Raw genomic sequence first — 20,945 nt, 5'->3', positions numbered from 1 at the left:
CCTTTGGGTCCTACAACAGTAGGTACGGTTTTGCATGGGTGGAGGAAAAACCCAAAGGAGGTATTATGGCAAGAATCACAATGAAAGAGATGTTAGAGGCAGGGGTACACTTTGGTCACCAGACAAGACGTTGGAATCCCAAGATGAGGCCCTTTATCTTTGGCTCAAGAAAGGGCATACATATTATTGATCTACAAAAGACCATTCCGCTTTTTGAACGGGCCTATGAGTTTATTTCAGACGCTGTTGCAAATGGAGGTAAGGTGCTGTTTGTAGGTACCAAAAGACAGGCCCAGGACATAGTCAAAGAAGAAGCTGAGCGATGTGGGATGTTTTACGTAGTCCATCGATGGCTTGGGGGAACACTCACAAATTTTAAGACAATTAAGCAGCGTATTGACAAGATGAAGGAACTTGAACAGATGTTTGAAGATGGTTCAATAAATAAGTTCCCAAAAAAAGAAATAATCAGGATGGAGAGAATCCTAAGAAAATTGCAAAATGCACTTGGTGGCATCAGGGATATGGAGGATTATCCAGAGGCAGGATTTATTGTGGATCCAAAAAAAGAAGAAAATGCAGTTAGGGAATTTAATAAACTTGGCATTCCCATTGTGGCTATAACTGATACAAATTGTGACCCAGATGTGATTGACTATATTATCCCTGGAAATGACGATGCAATCAGAGCTATAAAATTATTTACATCCAAAATTGCAGATGCATGTATTGAAGGTGCTGCCAGAAGAAAGGAGATGGAGGCTGAAGCAGAAAAGGAAAAACAGGAAAAGGGTGAAGAGGAAATAGTAGAAGAAAAAACTGAGGAAAATATGGAAAAAATTCAAGAGGAGGACAATAAAAATGAAGATAACAGCTAAAATGGTCAAAGAATTAAGGGACAAAACAGGTGCCGGAATGATGGATTGCAAAAAGGCACTTTTAGAATCTGGGGGGGATGAAGAAAAGGCCCTTGCCTGGCTCAGGCAAAAAGGCCTTTCCAAGGCGCAAAAAAGGGCAGGAAAAACAGCCTCTGAAGGAATGATTGGATCATACATCCACATGAATGGAAAGATTGGGGTATTGGTTGAAATAAATTGTGAAACTGATTTTGTTGCAAAGAGCGACAAATTTCAGGAATTTGCAAAAAATATTGCTATGCAAATAGCAGCATCTTCTCCCCAGTATATTTCCCCAGAAGATATTCCCCAAGAGGTGCTGGAAAAGGAAAAAGAGATCTATGCCAATCAAGCCAAAGAAGAGGGAAAACCTGAGAATATTATTCCAAGGATAGTGGAAGGTAAATTAAAGAAGTTTTACAAAGAGGTTTGTCTTTTAGAACAGCCATATATCAGGGATGACTCCTTATCTATTCAGGATCTTTTAAACGAACTTGTCTCTGTTTTAGGAGAAAAGATTGTAATTCGCAGGTTTGTGCGATTTGAAGTAGGAGAAAAATTGGATTAAAAAAGGGCCTTTAGGGCCCTTTTTTTTTGCAAAATCAAGGGAGCCAATTGGACATGGGAAAAATATTGTACAAACGAATTTTATTAAAACTAAGTGGAGAAGCCCTGGCTGGAGAAAAAAAATATGGTATTGACTTAACTTCAATTGATAATATTTGTAATGATATTGCAGAGGTTGCAAATATGGGAGTAGAGATTGCCCTGGTTATTGGAGGAGGAAATATATTTAGAGGGGTCTCAACATCAGCCAAAGGGATGGACAGGGCCCAAGCAGATTACATGGGAATGCTGGCAACTGTTATAAATGGACTGGCACTCCAAGACAGATTGGAGAGTCTTGGTCTTCCTACTAGACTTATGACAGCTATAAGGATGCAAGAAATGGCTGAACCTTACATACGAAGACGGGCACTCAGACACCTTGAAAAAAAACGGATCGTAATCTGTGCTGCAGGAACAGGAAATCCATATTTTACCACAGATACAGCTGCAGCCTTAAGGGCTATGGAACTAAAGGCCCATGCCTTGCTTAAGGCCACAAGAGTAGATGGGGTGTATGACAAGGACCCAGAAAAAGATAAAAATGCAGAAAAATTTTCACAAATATCCTATATGGATGTCCTAAAAAAAGGCCTAAAAGTTATGGACTCAGCAGCTATATCTTTATGTATGGACAATGGACTACCCATTGTGGTATTCAATCTCCTTAGGCGACACAATATAAAAAGAGTTGTGCTTGGAGAAAGTGTTGGAACAGTGGTGAAAAGGGGTTCAACGTTCAAGGTTCAAGGTTCAACGTTTAAGACAGATGGAACATAGTGGGTGAATTGTAGAGGGGTTAATGGGTTAATGGGTGTATGGGTTAGAGGGTTGAACTCAATAAACCCACAAACATAGAACATTGAACATTGAACATTGAACGTAGAACTTAGATCAAGGTAGTTGAAGAAAGGGGGAAAAGTGGTAAAAAGGGGTTCAACGTTCAAGGTTCAAGGTTCAAGGTTCAACGTTTAAGACAGATGGAACATAGTGGGTGAATTGTAGAGGGGTTAATGGGTTAATGGGTGTATGGGTTAGAGGGTTGAACTCAATAAACCCACAAACATAGAACATTGAACATTGAACATTGAACGTAGAACTTAGATCAAGGTAGTTGAAGAAAGGGGGAAAAGTGGTAAAAAGGGGTTCAACGTTCAAGGTTCAAGGTTCAAGGTTCAACGTTTAAGACAGATGGAACATAGTGGGTGAATTGTAGAGGGGTTAATGGGTTAATGGGTGTATGGGTTAGAGAGTTGAACTCAATAAACCCACAAACATAGAACTTAGAACATAGAACTTAGAACATTGAACGTAGAACTTAGATCAAGGTAGTTGAAGAAAGGGGGAACAGTGGTAAAAGGAGGTGTGTGATGGATAAAGTATTTAAAGATTGTGAAAACAGGATGAAAAAGGCAGTAGAAAAACTAAAAAAAGACTTTAACAAATTAAGGACTGGTAGGGCGTCTGCCTCTTTAGTAGAAGATATTATCATTGACTACTACAATACCCCTACTCCATTAAAACAATTGGCATCTATTTCTATTCCAGACAGCAGGACAATAGCAATCCAGCCCTGGGACAAAAATGCCATGGGAGATGTTGAAAAGGGTATTATGAAATCTGATTTAGGGCTAACTCCAGTAAACGACGGAAAAATGATCAGGATAAATATTCCCCCTTTAACTGAGGAGAGGAGAAAAGAACTTGTGAAAGTGGCAAAAAAATATGGGGAAGAGGCAAAAATTGCCATTAGAAATATTAGAAGGGAAGGAAATGAAACTCTAAAAAAGATGAAAAACAACAAGGAAATTACAGAAGATGACTTATACAATGGTCAGGATGAAATCCAGAAAATTACTGATAAATACATAGAAAAAGTAGATAAAATTTTTAAGGAAAAAGAAAAAGAAATTATGGAAATATAGCAAGATGTTCGGCCTAAAATCTGAAATTTTAGAAATTATTTTGCAATGATGATAAAAACATATAAGTCATAATTATGGAATTTGAATTTGATCCTCAAAAAAACAAAAAAAAATAAAGAAAAACACGGAATTGATTTTGTAGAAGCTCAAAAATTATGGGAAGATCCATATAGAGTAGAAATACCCGCAAGATATGTAGATGAACCACGCTATTTGTTAATCGGTAGGATAAAAGACGAATATTGGTCTGCAATTTTTACTTACCGTTCTGATAAAATAAGGATAATTTCTGTAAGAAGGGCAAGAAAAAATGAAAAAGAAATATATAACAGCTGAAGAATTTGATAAAAGATTTGATAATGGAGAAGATATTTTAGAATATTTAGATATGACACAAGCACATAGACCTGCTCTTGAATTGAAACGAATAAATGTTGAACTTCCTTTATGGATGATAAAATGTTTAGATAGAGAAGCCAAACGTCTTGGTGTGACTAGAGAATCTATAATAAAAGTATGGATTGCTGAGCGTTTATATAATACCTCCGCTTAAGATTAAGGGTAAAGAATGGGCTAATAATTGGGGCACTTGCTGTTATATCAGTGTGCATTTGAGTTTGCTTTATGTCGACAAGTGACCGGGGTCATCGGACAGAAATAAAGAGAAGCTCTTTATACGTTTTCATTTATTTTTTAGCCATAAGTAGGGAAATAAAAAACTATAAAAAGACGTTACGCAGAGGAAAAAAGTGGATATGAATGACACAAAAAGCAAACCTCCACTTACCCACCTTGCCATTATAATGGATGGTAATGGAAGATGGGCAAAAAAACGTGGTTTACCCAGATATGAAGGTCATAGAGAAGGGACAAAGGTGGCCAAAAAAATAGTAGAAGAATGCAGGAAATTAAACATAAAATATTTAACACTATACACCTTTTCCAAAGAAAACTGGAAAAGACCAAAGGATGAAGTAAATTTCCTTTTTAAATTACTTGTGGATTTCTTAAACAGAGAATATAAATCCCTGAAAGAACAATCAATAAAATTAAATATATTGGGAGATTATACAAAACTTCCCTTTGCTGCACGAAAGGCCATTGAATTTACTTTAAAAAAAACTAAAGATTGTAATAAGATGGTATTAAATCTTGCGATAAACTATTCTGGAAGAGATGAAATAATATTTGCAATAAAGAAAATCCTAAAACAGGAAATAGACCCAGAAAGTTTGAATGAAGAAAGCTTTAAAGATTTCTTGTACACAAGGGAGCAACCTGACCCTGATTTGATTATTCGAACCAGTGGAGAAATACGTCTATCAAATTATCTACTTTATCAGGCTGCCTATTCTGAGCTATATTTCACCCCTGTACTTTGGCCAGATTTTACTGAACAAGATCTCCACAAGGCCCTGGATGATTTTGCTAAAAGACAGAGGAGATTTGGTGGCATTTAATTTAGCTTTGTATTTAGGTGGTTAAGGAACTAAAAGTATGAGCCCACATAAAAAAAGAATCTTAACCAGCATAATTATTCTTCCTATTGTTGGCTGGATTATCCTGTTTGGATCAAATTTTTTTTTGCAAGTATTGATATTTTTGGTAAGTTCCCTCGCACTTTTTGAATTTTTATCCTTATTCTGGAGAAATAATCATTTAAATTTTAAAATTTTGGCAGTTCTTTTCTGCTTTTTAGTTGTATTTCATGATTTTATTCATATTTCCCCTGAATTTTTGTTGATCTCTTGTTTTTGGATATTGAATCTCTTGTTTTTATTCATTTATGGAAAAAAAAATTCTCCTATACCATGGATACATATTCAGCTGATTTTTTTGGGTATTATTTATATTCCGTATGTACTTCAATTTTTTCAGAAGGTCCCAAGAAAGGATATAGTGTTTATCTTAGGTATAACAATTGTATCTGATACCTGTGCATATTATTCAGGTAAATTTTTTGGAGAAAAAAAACTCTGGCCTAGGATTAGTCCTAAAAAGACATGGATGGGTTCTCTTGGAAGTCTTTTTAGTTGTTGGTTGTTTTCTTTAATCTATGGAGAACTATTTTTTTCACTTTCCTGGTATTACCTCTTTTTTTTTGGAACGATTTTGAATCTTGGAGCACAATTTGGAGATTTATTTGAATCAGCTATAAAGCGTCATTTAAATATTAAAGATTCAGGATTTATTTTACCAGGCCATGGTGGCATTTTAGATCGCATAGACAGCCTTTTGTTTGTATGTCCTATTTATATTATTTTTACAAGATATTTTATAAACATAAATTAACAAGAATTAGAAAGGGGTTATGGGTATATGGGTTAATGAGTTAATGGGTGAATGGGTGAATGAGTTAATGGGTGTAGGGGTTGAGGGTTAAGAGTTGAACTCAATAAACCCACAAACATAGAACATTGAACATTGAACATAGAACTTAAGAACAAGGTAGTTGAAGAAAGTGGGAATAGTGGTAAAAAGGGGTTCAACGTTCAAGGTTCAATGTTTAAGACAGATAGAACATAGTGGGTCAATTGTATATGGGTTAATGGGTGTATGGATTTATGAGTTAATGAGTTAAGTGTTAAGAGTTGAACTCAATAAACCCACAAACATAGAACATTGAACATTGAACATAGAACTTAAGAACAAGGTAGTTGAAGAAAGTGGGAATAGTGGTAAAAAGGGGTTCAACGTTCAAGGTTCAATGTTTAAGACAGATAGAACATAGTGGGTCAATTGTATATGGGTTAATGGGTGTATGGATTTATGAGTTAATGAGTTAAGTGTTAAGAGTTGAACTCAATAAACCCAATAAACCCCCAAACCCAAACAATAAACCCAAAATTGGTGAAAAAATGGAATATATATCGTCTTTAGATAAAGTATATAGTTTACCAGAAAAGAGAAATATTTCCATATTGGGTTGCACTGGCTCTATTGGCATTAGCACCTTAGAAGTAATTGAAAAAAAAAGGGATATTTTTTCTGTTAGTGCCCTTGGTGCAGGAGAAAATATTTATAAGCTGGCAGAGCAGGCAATAAAGTTCAGACCCAAATATCTCTGTGTAAAGTATGAAGATCTTATAAAACCTTTAAAAGAATTCTTACCTCAAGACTATAGACCCCAGATACTTACTGGAATAGATGGATATAACACATTAGCAACACTAGAAGAAGCTCACATAATAATCCTTGCCATAAGCGGTGCAGCAGGGCTCAGACCAATAGTTAAAGCCGTTGAAAAGGGAAAGGTGGTTGCCCTGGCAAACAAAGAATCTTTGGTGCTGGCAGGGCCTATTATAAAAAAATTGTGTAAAAAAACTGGTGCTGCCATCCTGCCCATAGATTCTGAACATAACGCAATTTTCCAGGTCATTGCAGGCAGGGATATAGGAGAAGTTAATAAAATAATTTTAACAGCATCAGGTGGGCCTTTTTTTGGTAAAGATAAAGAATTTTTAAAGAATGTTACAAAAGAAATGGCCTTAAAACATCCAAATTGGTCAATGGGTCCCAAAATAACCATTGACTCTGCAACCCTTATGAACAAAGGACTTGAGGTAATAGAGGCATATTATTTGTTTGGAGTACATTTAGACAAAATCGAGGTGGCCATTCACAGGGAAAGTATAATTCATTCAATGGTAGAATTTTGTGACGGATCAATTATTGCCCAGATGGGTCTACCTGATATGAAACTCCCTATAGCATACTGTCTTAGTTATCCTAAACGAATTAATTTTAATTGGGAGAAATTGGACATATTTGATATTGGCACACTTAGTTTTTTTAAACCTGATACCAAATTGTTTCCTATGCTAAAATTAGCACAAATGGCCTTAGAAGCTGGACAAAGTTATGTAATTGCCTTAAACGCTGCAAATGAAGTCGCAGTCGAGGCTTTTTTGTCAGGAAAACTTAAGTTTCTGGATATAGTGGAATTAAATAAAATGGTTTTAGACAGACATACATCAAGCACTGTCTCAACATTAGAAGATATTTTAGAGATTGATGCATACACAAGAGAGTTAGCAGTAAAATTAATAAAGGAGTTAGAGACAAAATGACCACTGTGTGGGCAATTATATTTGTTCTTGGAGTGTTAATTTTTTTCCATGAATTGGGACATTTTTTAGTGGCAAAAGCTTTAGGGATAGGAGTTAAAACCTTTTCTATTGGGTTTGGTCAAAAAATTTTGGGATTTAGAGTAAATAGAACTGATGTGCAAATTTCAGCATTTCCCCTTGGAGGATATGTTAAGCTCTTTGGAGAAGAACAAGACGACTTTGATCCAAGATTTTCAGATGCAGAAGACTTCTCAAAGAGGCCACCATTACACAGGATATTGGTTGTAGCAGCCGGACCTATTTTTAATCTCTTGCTTGCGTGGATTCTATATTTTTTGGTATTTTTAAATGTTGGTCAACAAGTGCTTACCAATGAAATTGGCGGTGTAGTAGAAGGCTCCCCTGCCCATGCTGTTGGGCTCAAAAAAGGAGATAAAATTATTGAAATAAACGGCAGACCTGTAACTTATTGGGATGATATAGTAGATATTGTATCAAATGAAAAAAAATTTCCTTTGAAATTTAAAATAAAAAGAGCACACAAAACCCTGTTGGTAAAAATCACACCCAGGGTAGAAAAGACCAAAAACATTTTTGGAGAAGAAATAAAGGTTAACAGAGTTGGAATAATAGCATCCAATAAGTGGTTACATATCAATTTGAGTGCCAAAGAGGCTGTAGTTCTTTCCTTTAAACAGACATGGGTTGTTATAAAACTTACTATTGAAGGGATAGTTAAGCTAATTGAGCGAGTAGTTCCCATTGAAAATATCGGCGGACCAATTATGATTGCCCAGCTCGTTTCTTCTCAAGCCAAGGCTGGATTTTTCGACCTCCTCGCCTTAACTGCACTAATCAGCATAAACCTAGGACTTTTAAATCTCCTTCCTATTCCAGTGCTTGATGGAGGCCACTTATTATTCTATTCTCTTGAAATTATTACAAAAAAACCTTTAAGCCCTCAACTTAAAGAATTTGCTATGAAAATAGGGCTTGGGATCCTTATTGGATTGATGATGCTCGCTGTATATAATGACTTAAATAGACTAATAGGGCCAAATATAAAATAATGGAAAAAACACTCACCCTATGCGTAAATTCTGCAGAAGACATAATTCAAGTAGCATTGACAAAAAATGGTGAATTTTACGCTGGTTTAGAAACTAACTCACAAAAAAAGGGCATTGTGCTGATCCCTAAAATGATAAAACAGAGTCTGGAATTAGCTGAGGTATCTTTAGAATCTATCGAAAAAATAGCGTGCGTTGTGGGTCCAGGGTCATTTACTGGCCTAAGGATCTCTTTATCCATTCTTACTCCAATATCCATTACCAAAAATATTCCAATTGGTGCAATAAATTACATAGATCTCCTTGCCTTTAATGCCTTTTGTTTTTTAAAAGGGACTATTTTTGTAGTTCAATATGCCAAAATAGACCTTTTTTATGTTCAGGGATTTTCAGGCCCAGATCCCATTACCCCATTAACAGAGTTAAATATTTTAAATGCATCTCAGGTAAAAGAATTAATAACCTCTTATAAAAAGACTCAAATTTTTGGTAGTGGAGTAAGGAGATATTCAGATTTTTTTAAAGATATGGATATAACGATCTTAGATCCTATTTATGATAGGCCCTCTATAAATTCATTAGCAAAATATGCTGAGAAAATAGAATATTCAACTAACATCCCCAAACCTTTATATTTAAGACCCTCTGATGCAGAAGAAAACCTTCATAAGATTATTAAAAATAGAGGATTAATATAAAACTTAAAAAAATACTTTTGCACTACAGGAAGATACTTCTTCTGCATATAAGCCAGGAGTCAGAAAAAAGACAAAGCAAAAAACTAGACTAACAATCGATTTGATTCTCATTTCTTTTATCTCCCTTTTTTATTTGTCTTAGAGAACAATGACTATAGGAGACTTTGAACTCATCATTGAACCCTTAAGATGTTTGTGCCTAAAAAACTATAGTTACCTTCCTGATTTGACGTCACAGGTAAATAGTTTTTACTCCCAAAAAATAACAAATATACTCCTTTTTTCAAAAAAACTTTATAGTTAGTCTAATATTTGATTTCATTGTTAACTTACTTTTTTTAAAAATCAATCCCTCAAAAGAGGGATTGTGAAAAATTAATCCTCTTATTAAGGTAAAAAAATAAGAAACCATTAATAAATAATAAATGATTTACATCACAATGTCCCTTGTGTTTAAACTGATCCACCTTTGAATCCTATAAAACCTTGGCAGCCTGGAGTTCATCTATTGTAAAATCCCATACAGTATTATGTGGAGGGAACTTTTCCTTTAAGAAAAATTCAGGTAATTGATCTTGATTCTTGGTAAAACCAGCATCATAGTTAAAAGAATATTCATCCTTCAGCACACTAATCCCTAACTTAATTAAGTCCTCAACATTTATTTGTTTGCCAGTCTTTGCACTGATAAGTTTTGCTATGGTATCCATTGCATCTTCAGTGTCAAGCACAGCAAAGGCAACAAATAAACAAAGACCTGTAGAATCAATTGCTGCAGTGGCGATTTGTAAGTTTTTAGAGACCTCTACATTCCCCTCTTTTTTCAAAGGATCTATGTCTCCTCCAACCTTTAATATATTCTGACATACTGCATAACCAGCAGTGTGGTCAGCTCCCATAGGGCTAGTCGCGTATGTCACTCCTACACCCTTGACAGCTCTTGGATCATATGCAGGAAGGGACTGACCTTTTACAACTGGCACCCTTTCAACTCCAAAGGCCTTGCCAGTAAAAGAAGCTCCATTGGCAATTATCTTGCCCAGATAATCTTCTTTAAGATAGACCCTTTTTAATAGCTGAATTGCAGCCTTTCCATCTCCCCAAGGGATGAGTCCTCCCTCCATGGCCACTGCAATGGTATTTCCCATTTCAATTGTGTCCAGCCCCAGATCATCACACATACGATCTAACACTGCAAGGTCATCCAAATCTGATATTGTAGTGTTAGGACCAAGTGCCCAAATTGTTTCATATTCAAAACCTGAGGTAATATACTCTCCCTTTTCATCAACATAGGCCTGGGAGCACTGGATAATACATCCTGGATGACATCCTTCTTTTACAACCCCACCTCTCTTTTCTATAATTTCAACCATTTTTTCACCACTAACTTCCTCTGCCTTATCAAATCGTCCATATCTAAAATTTTTGGTTGGAAGTGCACCAGCTTCATTAATGATTTTTATCAAAATTGCTGTACCAAGGGATGGCAATCCCTCTGATGTAACAGGATGTGCCTGTAAGATTTCTGTCCACCTCTTAGAAGCAGCCTTAAATGTTTCTTTATCTGCAATCTCTACTCCTGCTCCGCCTGTATCATCTACAACTATTGCCTTAATCCCTTTGGAACCCATAACAGCGCCAAGACCTCCCCTGCCTGCAGCTCTAGCAGGTCTGCCCTTTGGATCAGTAAATTGGATAGAAGCGCCAAGGCGCAAATCCTCTCCTGCAGGACCAATTACCATAATTGCCACCTTGTCTCCATATCTCTCAAATAGCCTCTCCGCACTCCTATAGGTACCTTTTCCTTCAAGCTCAGGAACTTCTTCAATTGCTACTCCATCCTTATTTATAAATACAACCTTGGGTTTAGATTTATTTTCAGGCTTATCTTCTAAAATAACCGCTTTTATTCCCAGTTTTGCCAATTTCTGGGACAAAGTCCCTCCAGCATTTGACTCTTTTATGCCTCCTGTTAAGGGGGATTTTGCACCAACAGAAATCCTCCCAGAATTAACTACTGGAGTCCCTGTAAGTATCCCAGGAGCTATTACCAGCTTGTTTTCCCTCCCTAAGGGATGTGTCCTGGGTGGAACTTCCTGTCTAATAATCCTAGATGTAAAGGCCCTTCCCCCAAGATATGCTAAATCATCAGACACCCCTTCAAACTTATATTCCAGGGTCCTTGTATTTATTCTGAGAATTTTTTCCATATCTCCACCTCCTATTTTTAGTTTACCCTTGCACCATCTTATCCACTTATCAAAAATGAAGTCAATCAATTTTCTAAAAACTTACCAAATACACTGCTGACTACATGATAGTAGGCCTCTATCCTTGTCAAAACCCCTGCAACCCCAGTATGCTCATCAAATTCCAGGATTAGATAGGGCTTATTTTCTAAAATAAATTTATAAAAGTGTTCTATAAATGAATCAGGCCCACAACTAAAATTTGTTATATGAACACCAAAAAGATTTGGATGAGATTTTATATACTTGGCAAGTCTCAATATTTTTGAGCCAAAGCCCCAATACATCCTTGGAAAATCTGATAAATCGATCTTAGATAAATCAATAAAATCAATTGGTAATGCCAAAATCCCCCTTTTTGCCAGCCTTGAGCCAATATGTAAATTCAATCTCCCATCATATAAATTGTAGGGCCTGCCACTTACAATCCAGATTGGTCTCTCTTTATTCCTTTCCAAAACATTCTTACCTATCTCAATTAACTTCTCTTTATATCTGTTATATTCTAAAAATCCTATATCTATTGCCCTTTTTATCTCTTTTTCAGATACCTTTAGTTTATCGCCAATATCTTCATATAAGTCATGAGCAATACTATCTGGCCCATCTTTTAAATACACATGTGTTCTTAATATCTTTTTTTCATCAATATCCAATCCACTTTTTACAATATATCCAGATGCTTCCACCATTGGACAAAACATGGATTTTTCTTCATTACTATACGACGGCATATCTATTACATTTGGAAGAAACAAAAAATCACATCTATCTTTTAAAAATTTCACATGTCCATGAAATACTTTTATTGGAAAACACATATCAGTTACAACAGACTCCACTCCAATCTTTGAAATATTTGTATTGGTCTTTGGGGTAAGGAACACATCAAACCCAAGCTCTTTAAAAAATATTCCCCATAAAATAGACCATTCAAGAAAATGGAGGGCAAAGGGAATTCCAATAAGTGCTGAGCCCTTTTTGCCTGATTCCTTTCCTGGCTCAATATCCCATTTCTTTAAAATATCTAAAAATATTTCCTCCCTTTTTTGAAAATAATCCTCGCATGGCTCTCCCATATAATTTGTGACCTCGTATCTTCCACAATCACCGCCCCATATACTCTTTCTTCCTTGAAAATTATATACCTTTAATTTGCATTCATTAGTGCAGTTTGGATCTGCCTTGCATATTGTCTCTTTGTAAGTTACCTTTGTATTAGCCAGCTCTTTTATCCTCCTTTTTTTTGGTTTTTCTTGAGAGCCTTCTAATCTTTGTTTCACAAGCAATGCTGCACCATAGGCACCCATAACCTCCCTGTTTGGTGGAACCAGGATCTCTTTTTCAAGGACCCTTTCAAAGGCAGCAACTATAGCCTTATTTAAAGAAGGGCCACCCAAAAACATAATCTTGTTTCCAATAAATCTTTTGCCAACAACCCTATTTAAATAATTGTGGACAATGGCATAACAAAGGCCAGCAATTAAATCCTCTATTTTTGCCCCTTGCTGCAAATATCCCATTAAATCAGATTCCATAAAAACAGTGCATCTCTCAGTCAGACTAATTGGATTTTCTGAACTCAGGGCTATTTCCTGAAACTCGCCAACAATATTTATGCCCAATTTATTTGCAAGTTCATGCAAAAAACTTCCTGTGCCTGCTGCACAAATCTTATTCATATCAAAATCAATGGGATAGGTGTCCTTTATCCTGATATATTTTGAATCCTGGCCACCTATCTCAAATATGGTATCTACTTTATTGTCTACTGACACAGCCCCCTTGCTATGGGCAGTTATCTCATCAATAATAAGGTCTGCATCTAAAAAATCTCCCACTACATTTCTACCAGACCCAGTTGTTGCAATCCCTAAGATCTCAACGTCTTCTCCAAGTTTTTTCAAAAGGTCTAAAAGCAGATATTGGGTTACCTCTATTGGTTTACCCCTGGTTGTCACATAACATTTTGAAATTATATTTCCATCTTTATCAATAAATGCATACTTTGTGCTGGTAGAGCCTATATCTATCCCAAGATAACCGGCAAAACTACCCTGCTTTTTTGGTGGAGTTATTTCTTTGCTTTCATTAAATTTTGAGACTTCAAGCACAAGGGGTTTTGCCCTTGGAAAATCACCAGCTAAAAATTTAGTTGCCTTTTTTAGCTTATTTATCTCTTTTAATGAAAAATTCCCATTCCTCATAGATAAAATTGCAGCCCCAATAGCACCAATAGATCTAAAATATTTTGGTATAAAAAGGTCTGGGAAATACTTTTTCAGGGCAAGATACTGAAGCCTATTTGCTGCCATTCCACCAATAAAAATTACTGGAGATTCAACTTCCACATTGCCAACTATTGTGCTGATAAAATTTTGTGCATTTCCATAATGGAGCCCGGCTATAATGTTTTCAAGGGGCTCACCTTTATTTTGCAGGTGGATCATATCAGACTTTGTAAAAACCGTGCACCTGCAAGCAACAGGTGCTGGAGATGAACTTTTAAGTCCTAGCTCAATAAATTCTTTTAATGTAGTGTCTAGCTTGTCCTGGGTAAGTTTAAAATCTTCTCCATACATGGAGATAGCAAGCCTTTCTGCCTGCTGATCAATAAAAGAACCTGTACCAGAGGCACAGGGTCCATTTATTGAAAAATTATTTAAAAAAAATTTACCTTCACTATAGGAGAGATTAAATAGCATTGCATCCTGTCCACCAATATTTATAATTGATCTTACTCCAGGAACAACATTGGTTGCACCCTCCACAATACATATGGTTTCTACCTCATAGGGTGCATCTAACATATCTGCAATCAATTTACCATTTGAGCCAGTAAATAAACATCCTTTAATCTCATCTAATGGATATTTTTCTAAAATATCAGTTAATACCCTGTATGTATTCTCATAAATGATGCCAAAATGTCTTGTATAAGGAGCTTCGTATATAACTTCTTTATTTTCATTTATTAATACAGCATTTATGCTAATTGAACCTACGTCAACTCCAAGATAATACACTATCTCTCACCCCTTTTTGTTTTATTGTAATAATTTATAAGTCCATTTGTAGATGAATCATAAACTTCACACATCACGTCCTTGTTTAGCTTATCAATTATGTCCTTTGCAAGTCTTTTCCCCAGCTCAACCCCCCATTGGTCAAAGGAATTAATATTCCATATACACCCCTGCACAAATACCCTGTGTTCATAGAGGGCGATGAGTGCTCCAAGGGTAAAGGGATTGAGCTCATCTATTAAAATGGAATTAGATGGTCTATTTCCTGGAAATATCTTGTGTGGTAAAATATTATTAATCTTTTGGGCATCCTTAGAATTTTTCTTTAGCTCATCGAGCACCTCTTTTTCGTCCTTGCCCTGCATAAGGGCCCTGGTCTGGGCAAAGAAATTTGCCATAAATATATCGTGCTGATCTTCTGTATTGTATGGATTTTTAACAAAACCAATAAAATCGCAGGGAATTATTTGAGTTCCCTGATGTAAAAGCTGATAAAATGAATGTTGGCCATCTGTGCCTACCCGTCCCCACACAACTGGAGAGGTATGAAAATCTACCTCCCTTCCATCTGTGGTAATCCTTTTTCCATTTGACTCCATAATTAGTTGCTGGAGATGGTTTGGGAACTCTTCTAAGCACTGAGAATATGGCAGGATTGCAATGGACTTTGCCCCAAAGAAGTTTACATACCATACATCTAAAAGTCCCATAATAACAGGAATATTTTCTTTAAAATCAGCATTTTTAAAGTGATTATCCACCATATTAGCGCCTTTTAAGAGCTCTTTAAAATTATCAAATCCTATTGAAAGGGCAATTGAGGTGCCAATAGCAGACCAAAGGGAATACCTTCCCCCTACAAAATCCCAGAATTCAAACATATTTTTTGGATCTATGCCAAAATCAATCACTCCCTCTCTATTTGTTGAAATTGCTACAAAATGTCTTTCAACACACCTATCATCTCCAAATTTTTCTACTATCCACGTCCTCGCCCTTTTTGCATTTTCCATGGTCTCCTGTGTTGTGAAGGATTTGGAAGATATTATAAAAAGAGTAGTCTCTGGTGATAAATGTTTTAATGTCTTATTTAAATGGGCAGGATCTACATTTGATACAAAATGCACCTTAAGGTCATCAGATGCCAGAAAATCCAGGGCGTGAACAACCATTTTAGGGCCAAGGTCTGATCCACCAATTCCGAGATTAACTACATCTGTTATCTTCTTGCCTGTAAATCCCTTCCATGTGCCAGATCTCACGTCCCCAACAAATCTCTCTATCCTCTTTAAAACTGAATGAATCTCTTTAGACCAGTCAGTTCCATCAATAACTATTTGTTCATTTTCTGGACACCGTAAGGCCCAGTGCATAACCCGCCTTTTCTCAGTAGTATTTATGATCTCTCCAGAAAACATCCCGTTAATTTTTTCCTTTAAACAGGCCTCATCTGCCAATTCTAAAAGAAGCTCTATAGTTTTTTGAGTAATTCTGTTTTTTGAATAATCAAATAAAATAGGGCCTAATTTTATACTGAATTTTTTAAACCTCTCTTTGTCCTGTAAAAACATATCCCTCATTGGGATATCCTTTATTTCTGTATAATGTTTACATAGATTTTTATATGTTAAGGTTTTGGAAAAAAAATAATCCATAATATTACTCCTTGGGTTTAGGTGTTGTTAAAATTTTTATTAAGTTAAATTGAACCCTTAGGTCAAATAGATAGATTGAAACCATAAAACTTTTCCTTTACTTGCTTTAAGCTAATATTTTTTGTGCCTCTTTTCCATAATTTTTAAGGAATAATTTTATCATTTTTTTAAATCCCTCTTTTGAAAGATTGATTTTTATAGTATCTTTCACAAGATAGTGTCTTTATTGTATAATTCCCAACATTTGTTAGCTCCAACCTGAAATCTGATTGCTGAAGATCTGCACCCTAAAAGTGGATTGCCAATGACCCTTTACCTAGGAATTTATTGCACTTTTAACAGTTAGTATAAAACAAAAAATCAAGTTGTTGTACCTATCTCTTATCTGAGTTTAATTCATTTTTTTTATAGACATTACGATTTAAAATGTGCTATTTAAAAATTTTATTGTTGAGTTATCTCTAAAATAGATAGCTCGCTGAGTTTAGATGTATTAACATTTAAACAGACAATAAAGTTTGCGAGGGGAATAGGTGTCTTACAAAAATGGATGTGAAAAAAGGAGGTGAGATCTATGAAACACATAAGCCGGAGGGAATTTCTGACAAGTATAGGGGTGGCTGGCACGAGTATGTTTCTTCCAAAAGATTCACAGGCCTGGAAATCCAGGGCACCAGAGAATCCTTTTGCTTGTTTAGTTGATGTAACACGATGTATTGGATGTAGAAAATGTGAATTAGCATGTAATGAAGCAAATAATCTGCCTGAACCAGAAAAGGATTTTGAAGATAAAACTGTATTTGAGGAAAAGAGAAGACCAAGTGACAAGGCCTTTACTGTTGTAAATAGATTTTTTTCCAACAAAAAACAAGATAAAGAAGGAAATCTACTGCCTACCTATGTCAAAATACAATGTATGCATTGCCAGGATCCTGCTTGTGCTTCTGCATGTATTACAGGTGCACTAAGTAAACAACCAAATGGTGCTGTCTATTATGATGTAAAAAAATGTATTGGATGCAGATATTGTATGGTTGCATGTCCTTTTGAAATTCCTGCTTATGAATACTTTAATCCTATTACTCCCAGGGTTAGAAAATGCACTTTTTGTTTTGAAAGAATTTCTAAAAAAGGAGGAAAGCCTGCTTGTGCTTCTGTTTGTCCTACTGAGGCCATTACCTTTGGCAGAAGAAAAGACCTATTGCAAATAGCTAAAAATAGAATAAAACAAGATCCTGGAAGGTATATAGACCATATCTATGGAGAAAAAGAAGTTGGTGGCACTTGTTGGTTGTACATTTCAGGCCAGCCAATGGAAGAACTTGGTTTTCCTTCTGTACCAAAAAGGCCTATTCCTAAACTTACTGAAACAATTCAATCCACTTTGTTTACTTATTTATGGTCACCTATTGTATTATTTGGTGTATTAAGTGGAATAATGGCAATAAATAAACATAAGGAGGAGGGAAATGAAAAATAGACCTCGTCCACTTCTGGATACTCCTTTTTGGACTCCTGGAATGTTGGTGGCAACTGGATTTATGATAGCAGGAATTATAGTCTTAGCTTTCAGATATACCAAAGGACTTGGTTATACAACTAATTTAAGTTATAGTTATCCTTGGGGTATCTGGATAGCAATTGATGTAGCGTCGGGGGTTGCCCTTGCAGCAGGAGGATTTACTACTGCTTTTTTGGCTCACATACTGGGGAAAAAATTTTACAAACCTATTACCCGTCCAGCCTTACTAACAGCTGCCTTGGGATATACCTTTGTAGCTTTGGGTGTATTTGTAGATATTGGACGCTCCTGGGCAATATGGAAACCTATTATTTTTCAAAACCATACATCTGTTTTATTTGAAGTAGGTATGTGTGTAATGACATATTTAACTGTATTGTGGATAGAATTCTTACCTGTAATTGCAGAAAGATATGGTGAAAAAATTTCAATTTTAAAGTCTTTGAATAAAGGATTAGGTAAATTTATGTGGATATTTATTGTACTAGGGGTTGTTTTATCTTGTATGCACCAGTCTAGTTTAGGTACATTATTGTTAATAGCTCCAACAAAATTATCTTCTTTATGGTATACTCCTATACTTCCACTTTTATTTTTAACCTCAGCATTTGCTGTGGGATACCCAATGGTAATTGTAGAGACAACTATAGCCACCTCATCTTTAAAATTATCTTCAGAAATGGATATTTTGAGTAAGTTGTCTAGAATAGTTATTATTCTGCTTGGCATTTATATTGCTCTTAAATTGGGAGATTTAATATATAGAGGAAAATTTTGGAATATCTTTGATGGTACAGGCCAAAGTAATTCATTATTAATTGAAATAGTTTTTGGCGCTATAGTCCCATGGATTATGTTACTTTTTGATAAAGTTAGAAATTCAAGACGGTTACTTTTTATTGCGAGTTTACTTATTGTTTTAGGAGTCCTTTTAAATAGAATAAATGTGTTTATAGTCGGTTTTAATCCTCATTTTGCTAAATGTACTTATTATCCTTCCATAGGAGAAATATTGGTAACTTGTTCATTTGTTTCTGCTATATTTTTCTTATATCGTGTGTTTGTGACATTTTGTCCTGTAATTTCTGCTCCAAAAGAAGGAGGTAGAAAATGAAAAAAATTATATTCTTACTAACTATGTTATGTCTTGTTGTGAGTAATTCTTACAGCTCTCCTGATGCAACTACAAAAATAAGAAAAGATTATCACCCAAGACCATCAACATGGGTACCTAAAGATCACATAAAAGCTTTAAAATTAGCTCAAAAAAAATATGAATTTGTAAAAGATGTATTTAAAGAGGATATAATATTAAGGCAAATGAGGTTTAGACATTTGGGTATAGGAATAAAGGACATAAAATCCACTTATATGGTACTGCAAAGTCCTTTTGTAAATACATATGAAGATATATATGGCCCAGTAAGGTTTATGCATGGAGCTCATGCAAAGACTTTAAATGAAAATTGTGTTATATGTCATCATTATAGTCCAAAGGATTCACCAAATAAAATACTTCCATGTAGGGCATGTCATCAAGATGCCTTTAATCCAGAACATGCGGGGAGAATAGGATTAAAAGCTGCATATCATCAAAGGTGTATAGGATGTCACAAGCAAAGGCAAAAAGGTCCTATTAGGTGTACAGGTTGTCATTTAAAAAATGTGCCAGATCATAAGAAACTTGTGAAGCTACCCAAAGATCCTACACCTACTCAGGTTACACAGGAGTGTTTACGCTGTCATATAAATGCAGGTCGGGAGATGTTAACATCTGCACATTGGTTGTGGAGAGGACCTTCTCCTTATACAGTAAATCATCTTAAGTGTATAAAACATGGGAAAGGAACAGATGTCTTAAATAATGACTGAATATCTCCAATTAGCAACGAGGCTCGTTGCACAAGTTGTCATGCAGGATATGGATGGAAAGATTCTTCTTTTGATTTTTCAGATATGACAAAAATGGATTGCTTAATATGTCATGACCAGACTGGAAGTTATAAAAAAGCTCCTCCTAAGGCTGGAATGCCAGACAAACGTGTTGATTTAACTTATGTAGCTCAAAATGTGGGACATCCTAAAAGAAAAAATTGTGGTTATTGCCATTTTAGTGGTGGAGGTGGAGATGCAGTAAAACATGCAGATTTAAATTCTGCTCTATATTGGCCAAGTAGGACATGTGACATACATATGGGTGGCTATGGATTTGAATGTATTGACTGCCATAAAACTAAAAATCATAAGATTCCTGGAAGAAGCATGTCTTCTCCTGTGGTAGAAGGGGTTATTACCTGTGAGGATTGTCATTCTAATACTCCCCATTATCGTAATAGTCTATTAGACCATCATTTAAACAAACATTGTAAAACCATAGATTGCAACACCTGTCATTCTCCTATTTATGCCAAGTGTATACCAACCAAGGTATGGTGGGATTGGTCTACTGCTGGAGACAAAAAAAGAGGGATAGAAAAAGGCAAGTATGGCAGACCAACATATCATTTTAAAAAAGGAAATTTTCGCTGGAAGGAATCAGCAAAACCAGTTTATAAATGGTTTAATGGTTATGTTAAAAGGATGTTTATAGGAGATAAAATAAATCCAGAGGCCAGAGGATTTGATCCTAATGAATCTCTTACCTATGAGGAAAAACAGAAGTTAGTTTTTACTAATATTGTAGAACCAATAGGGTCAATAAAAGATCCTATGTCTAAAATAACTCCTTTTAAGGTCATGAAAGGAATTCAAGGAGCAGATGCCAAATATAGATATTTACTTATTCCCCATTTATTCCCATATAATAAAAAAGACAAAAGTGCATATTGGAAAAATTTTGACTGGCAAAAGAGTTTTAAAGAAGGGATGAAAAAGGCAGGATTAAAATATAGTGGAAAATATATGTGGGTAGGAACTAGGATGTATTGGAGGATTGAACATGAAGTAATGCCTAAAGAGTATGCTTTGTCGTGCGTACAATGTCATGAAAGCCTTAAGGGAGAGAGGACCTGTAATAGGTGTCATCAAGATAATAGAAATATAGAATTTAAAAAATTAGCGTTTAAAGGGGTAGATTTTAAATACTTGCATATGAAAGGAAGAGATGTACAAAAGTTAATAGGACAAACTGATTATATTAATTTTAAGGCCCTTGGATATAAAGGAGATCCTATTATATATGGAGGAAGATTTACCCAGCTTCCTTTGGGATATAAAAAGTAATAT

General features: G+C 35.4%; 18 protein-coding genes. 15 read left to right on the top strand and 3 right to left on the bottom strand.

Going from position 1 to position 20,945, the window contains the following annotated elements:
- Positions 1–65: 65 nt before the first annotated feature.
- From rpsB to tsaB, 11 genes are all read left to right on the top strand, one after another.
- Positions 66–878: a 30S ribosomal protein S2 gene (rpsB, locus tag ACYQ1E_RS09775; protein ID WP_459878689.1), complete on the top strand. Its 813-nt coding sequence runs from the start codon at positions 66–68 to the stop codon at positions 876–878.
- Positions 862–1,464 (top strand): translation elongation factor Ts, encoded by a 603-nt coding sequence (gene tsf / locus ACYQ1E_RS09770; protein WP_459878686.1) that lies wholly within the window; start codon positions 862–864, stop codon positions 1,462–1,464. Before rpsB ends, tsf begins: the two co-directional genes overlap by 17 nt.
- Positions 1,465–1,517: 53 nt before the next feature.
- A complete protein-coding gene (gene pyrH, locus ACYQ1E_RS09765; RefSeq protein WP_459878683.1) occupies positions 1,518–2,282 on the top strand; it encodes a UMP kinase in 765 nt (254 codons plus the stop codon).
- Between the two features lie 590 nt (positions 2,283–2,872).
- Entirely contained in the window at positions 2,873–3,427 is a 555-nt protein-coding gene (gene frr, locus ACYQ1E_RS09760) for a ribosome recycling factor (protein ID WP_459878680.1), read from the top strand.
- 87 nt (positions 3,428–3,514) lie between these two features.
- Positions 3,515–3,763 (top strand): BrnT family toxin, encoded by a 249-nt coding sequence (locus ACYQ1E_RS09755; protein ID WP_459878677.1) that lies wholly within the window; start codon positions 3,515–3,517, stop codon positions 3,761–3,763.
- Positions 3,738–3,980: a type II toxin-antitoxin system BrnA family antitoxin gene (gene brnA, locus ACYQ1E_RS09750; RefSeq protein ID WP_459878674.1), complete on the top strand. Its 243-nt coding sequence runs from the start codon at positions 3,738–3,740 to the stop codon at positions 3,978–3,980. Before ACYQ1E_RS09755 ends, brnA begins: the two co-directional genes overlap by 26 nt.
- A 202-nt stretch (positions 3,981–4,182) precedes the next feature.
- Positions 4,183–4,887: an undecaprenyl pyrophosphate synthase gene (gene uppS, locus ACYQ1E_RS09745; protein ID WP_459878671.1), complete on the top strand. Its 705-nt coding sequence runs from the start codon at positions 4,183–4,185 to the stop codon at positions 4,885–4,887.
- 37 nt (positions 4,888–4,924) lie between these two features.
- On the top strand, positions 4,925–5,719 hold the full coding sequence (locus tag ACYQ1E_RS09740; protein ID WP_459878668.1) for a phosphatidate cytidylyltransferase: 795 nt from the start codon (positions 4,925–4,927) through the stop codon (positions 5,717–5,719).
- Positions 5,720–6,285: 566 nt separating this feature from the next.
- Positions 6,286–7,497, top strand: a complete 1,212-nt coding sequence (gene dxr, locus ACYQ1E_RS09735) for a 1-deoxy-D-xylulose-5-phosphate reductoisomerase (RefSeq protein WP_459878665.1) — start codon at positions 6,286–6,288, stop codon at positions 7,495–7,497.
- Complete coding sequence (gene rseP / locus ACYQ1E_RS09730) at positions 7,494–8,567, top strand: RIP metalloprotease RseP (RefSeq protein ID WP_459878662.1); 1,074 nt, start codon at positions 7,494–7,496, stop codon at positions 8,565–8,567. Before dxr ends, rseP begins: the two co-directional genes overlap by 4 nt.
- The gene (tsaB, locus tag ACYQ1E_RS09725; protein WP_459878659.1) at positions 8,567–9,265 is read left to right on the top strand and encodes a tRNA (adenosine(37)-N6)-threonylcarbamoyltransferase complex dimerization subunit type 1 TsaB; all 699 of its coding nucleotides are present in this window, start codon (positions 8,567–8,569) and stop codon (positions 9,263–9,265) included. The genes rseP and tsaB overlap by 1 nt, the downstream gene beginning before the upstream one ends.
- 476 nt (positions 9,266–9,741) lie before the next feature.
- Here the strand turns inward: tsaB and ACYQ1E_RS09720 are convergent, their stop codons facing one another.
- The 3 genes from ACYQ1E_RS09720 to pgi form a co-directional block, all read right to left on the bottom strand.
- On the bottom strand, positions 9,742–11,478 hold the full coding sequence (locus ACYQ1E_RS09720) for an aldehyde ferredoxin oxidoreductase family protein (protein ID WP_459878656.1): 1,737 nt from the start codon (positions 11,476–11,478) through the stop codon (positions 9,742–9,744).
- Between the two features lie 65 nt (positions 11,479–11,543).
- Positions 11,544–14,543, bottom strand: a complete 3,000-nt coding sequence (locus ACYQ1E_RS09715) for an acyl-CoA dehydratase activase (protein ID WP_459878653.1) — start codon at positions 14,541–14,543, stop codon at positions 11,544–11,546.
- Entirely contained in the window at positions 14,543–16,198 is a 1,656-nt protein-coding gene (gene pgi / locus ACYQ1E_RS09710; protein WP_459878650.1) for a glucose-6-phosphate isomerase, read from the bottom strand. The genes ACYQ1E_RS09715 and pgi overlap by 1 nt, the downstream gene beginning before the upstream one ends.
- Before the next feature lie 574 nt (positions 16,199–16,772).
- Between pgi and ACYQ1E_RS09705 the strand changes: the two genes are divergently transcribed.
- From ACYQ1E_RS09705 to ACYQ1E_RS09695, 4 genes are read left to right on the top strand one after another with little or no spacing between them, the layout of a single operon-like run.
- Positions 16,773–17,678: a 4Fe-4S dicluster domain-containing protein gene (locus ACYQ1E_RS09705; protein ID WP_459878647.1), complete on the top strand. Its 906-nt coding sequence runs from the start codon at positions 16,773–16,775 to the stop codon at positions 17,676–17,678.
- The gene (nrfD, locus tag ACYQ1E_RS09700; protein WP_459878644.1) at positions 17,668–18,834 is read left to right on the top strand and encodes an NrfD/PsrC family molybdoenzyme membrane anchor subunit; all 1,167 of its coding nucleotides are present in this window, start codon (positions 17,668–17,670) and stop codon (positions 18,832–18,834) included. The genes ACYQ1E_RS09705 and nrfD overlap by 11 nt, the downstream gene beginning before the upstream one ends.
- A complete protein-coding gene (locus tag ACYQ1E_RS16295) occupies positions 18,831–19,592 on the top strand; it encodes a cytochrome c3 family protein (RefSeq protein ID WP_488193121.1) in 762 nt (253 codons plus the stop codon). The genes nrfD and ACYQ1E_RS16295 overlap by 4 nt, the downstream gene beginning before the upstream one ends.
- Positions 19,593–20,942 carry a tetrathionate reductase family octaheme c-type cytochrome gene (locus tag ACYQ1E_RS09695; RefSeq protein ID WP_488193122.1) on the top strand — a complete coding sequence of 450 codons (1,350 nt, stop codon included), beginning with the start codon at positions 19,593–19,595 and terminating at the stop codon, positions 20,940–20,942.
- Positions 20,943–20,945 lie beyond the last annotated feature (3 nt).

Source organism: Desulfothermus naphthae (assembly GCF_054657475.1).
This window is presented reverse-complemented; position numbering and strand designations above follow the sequence as displayed.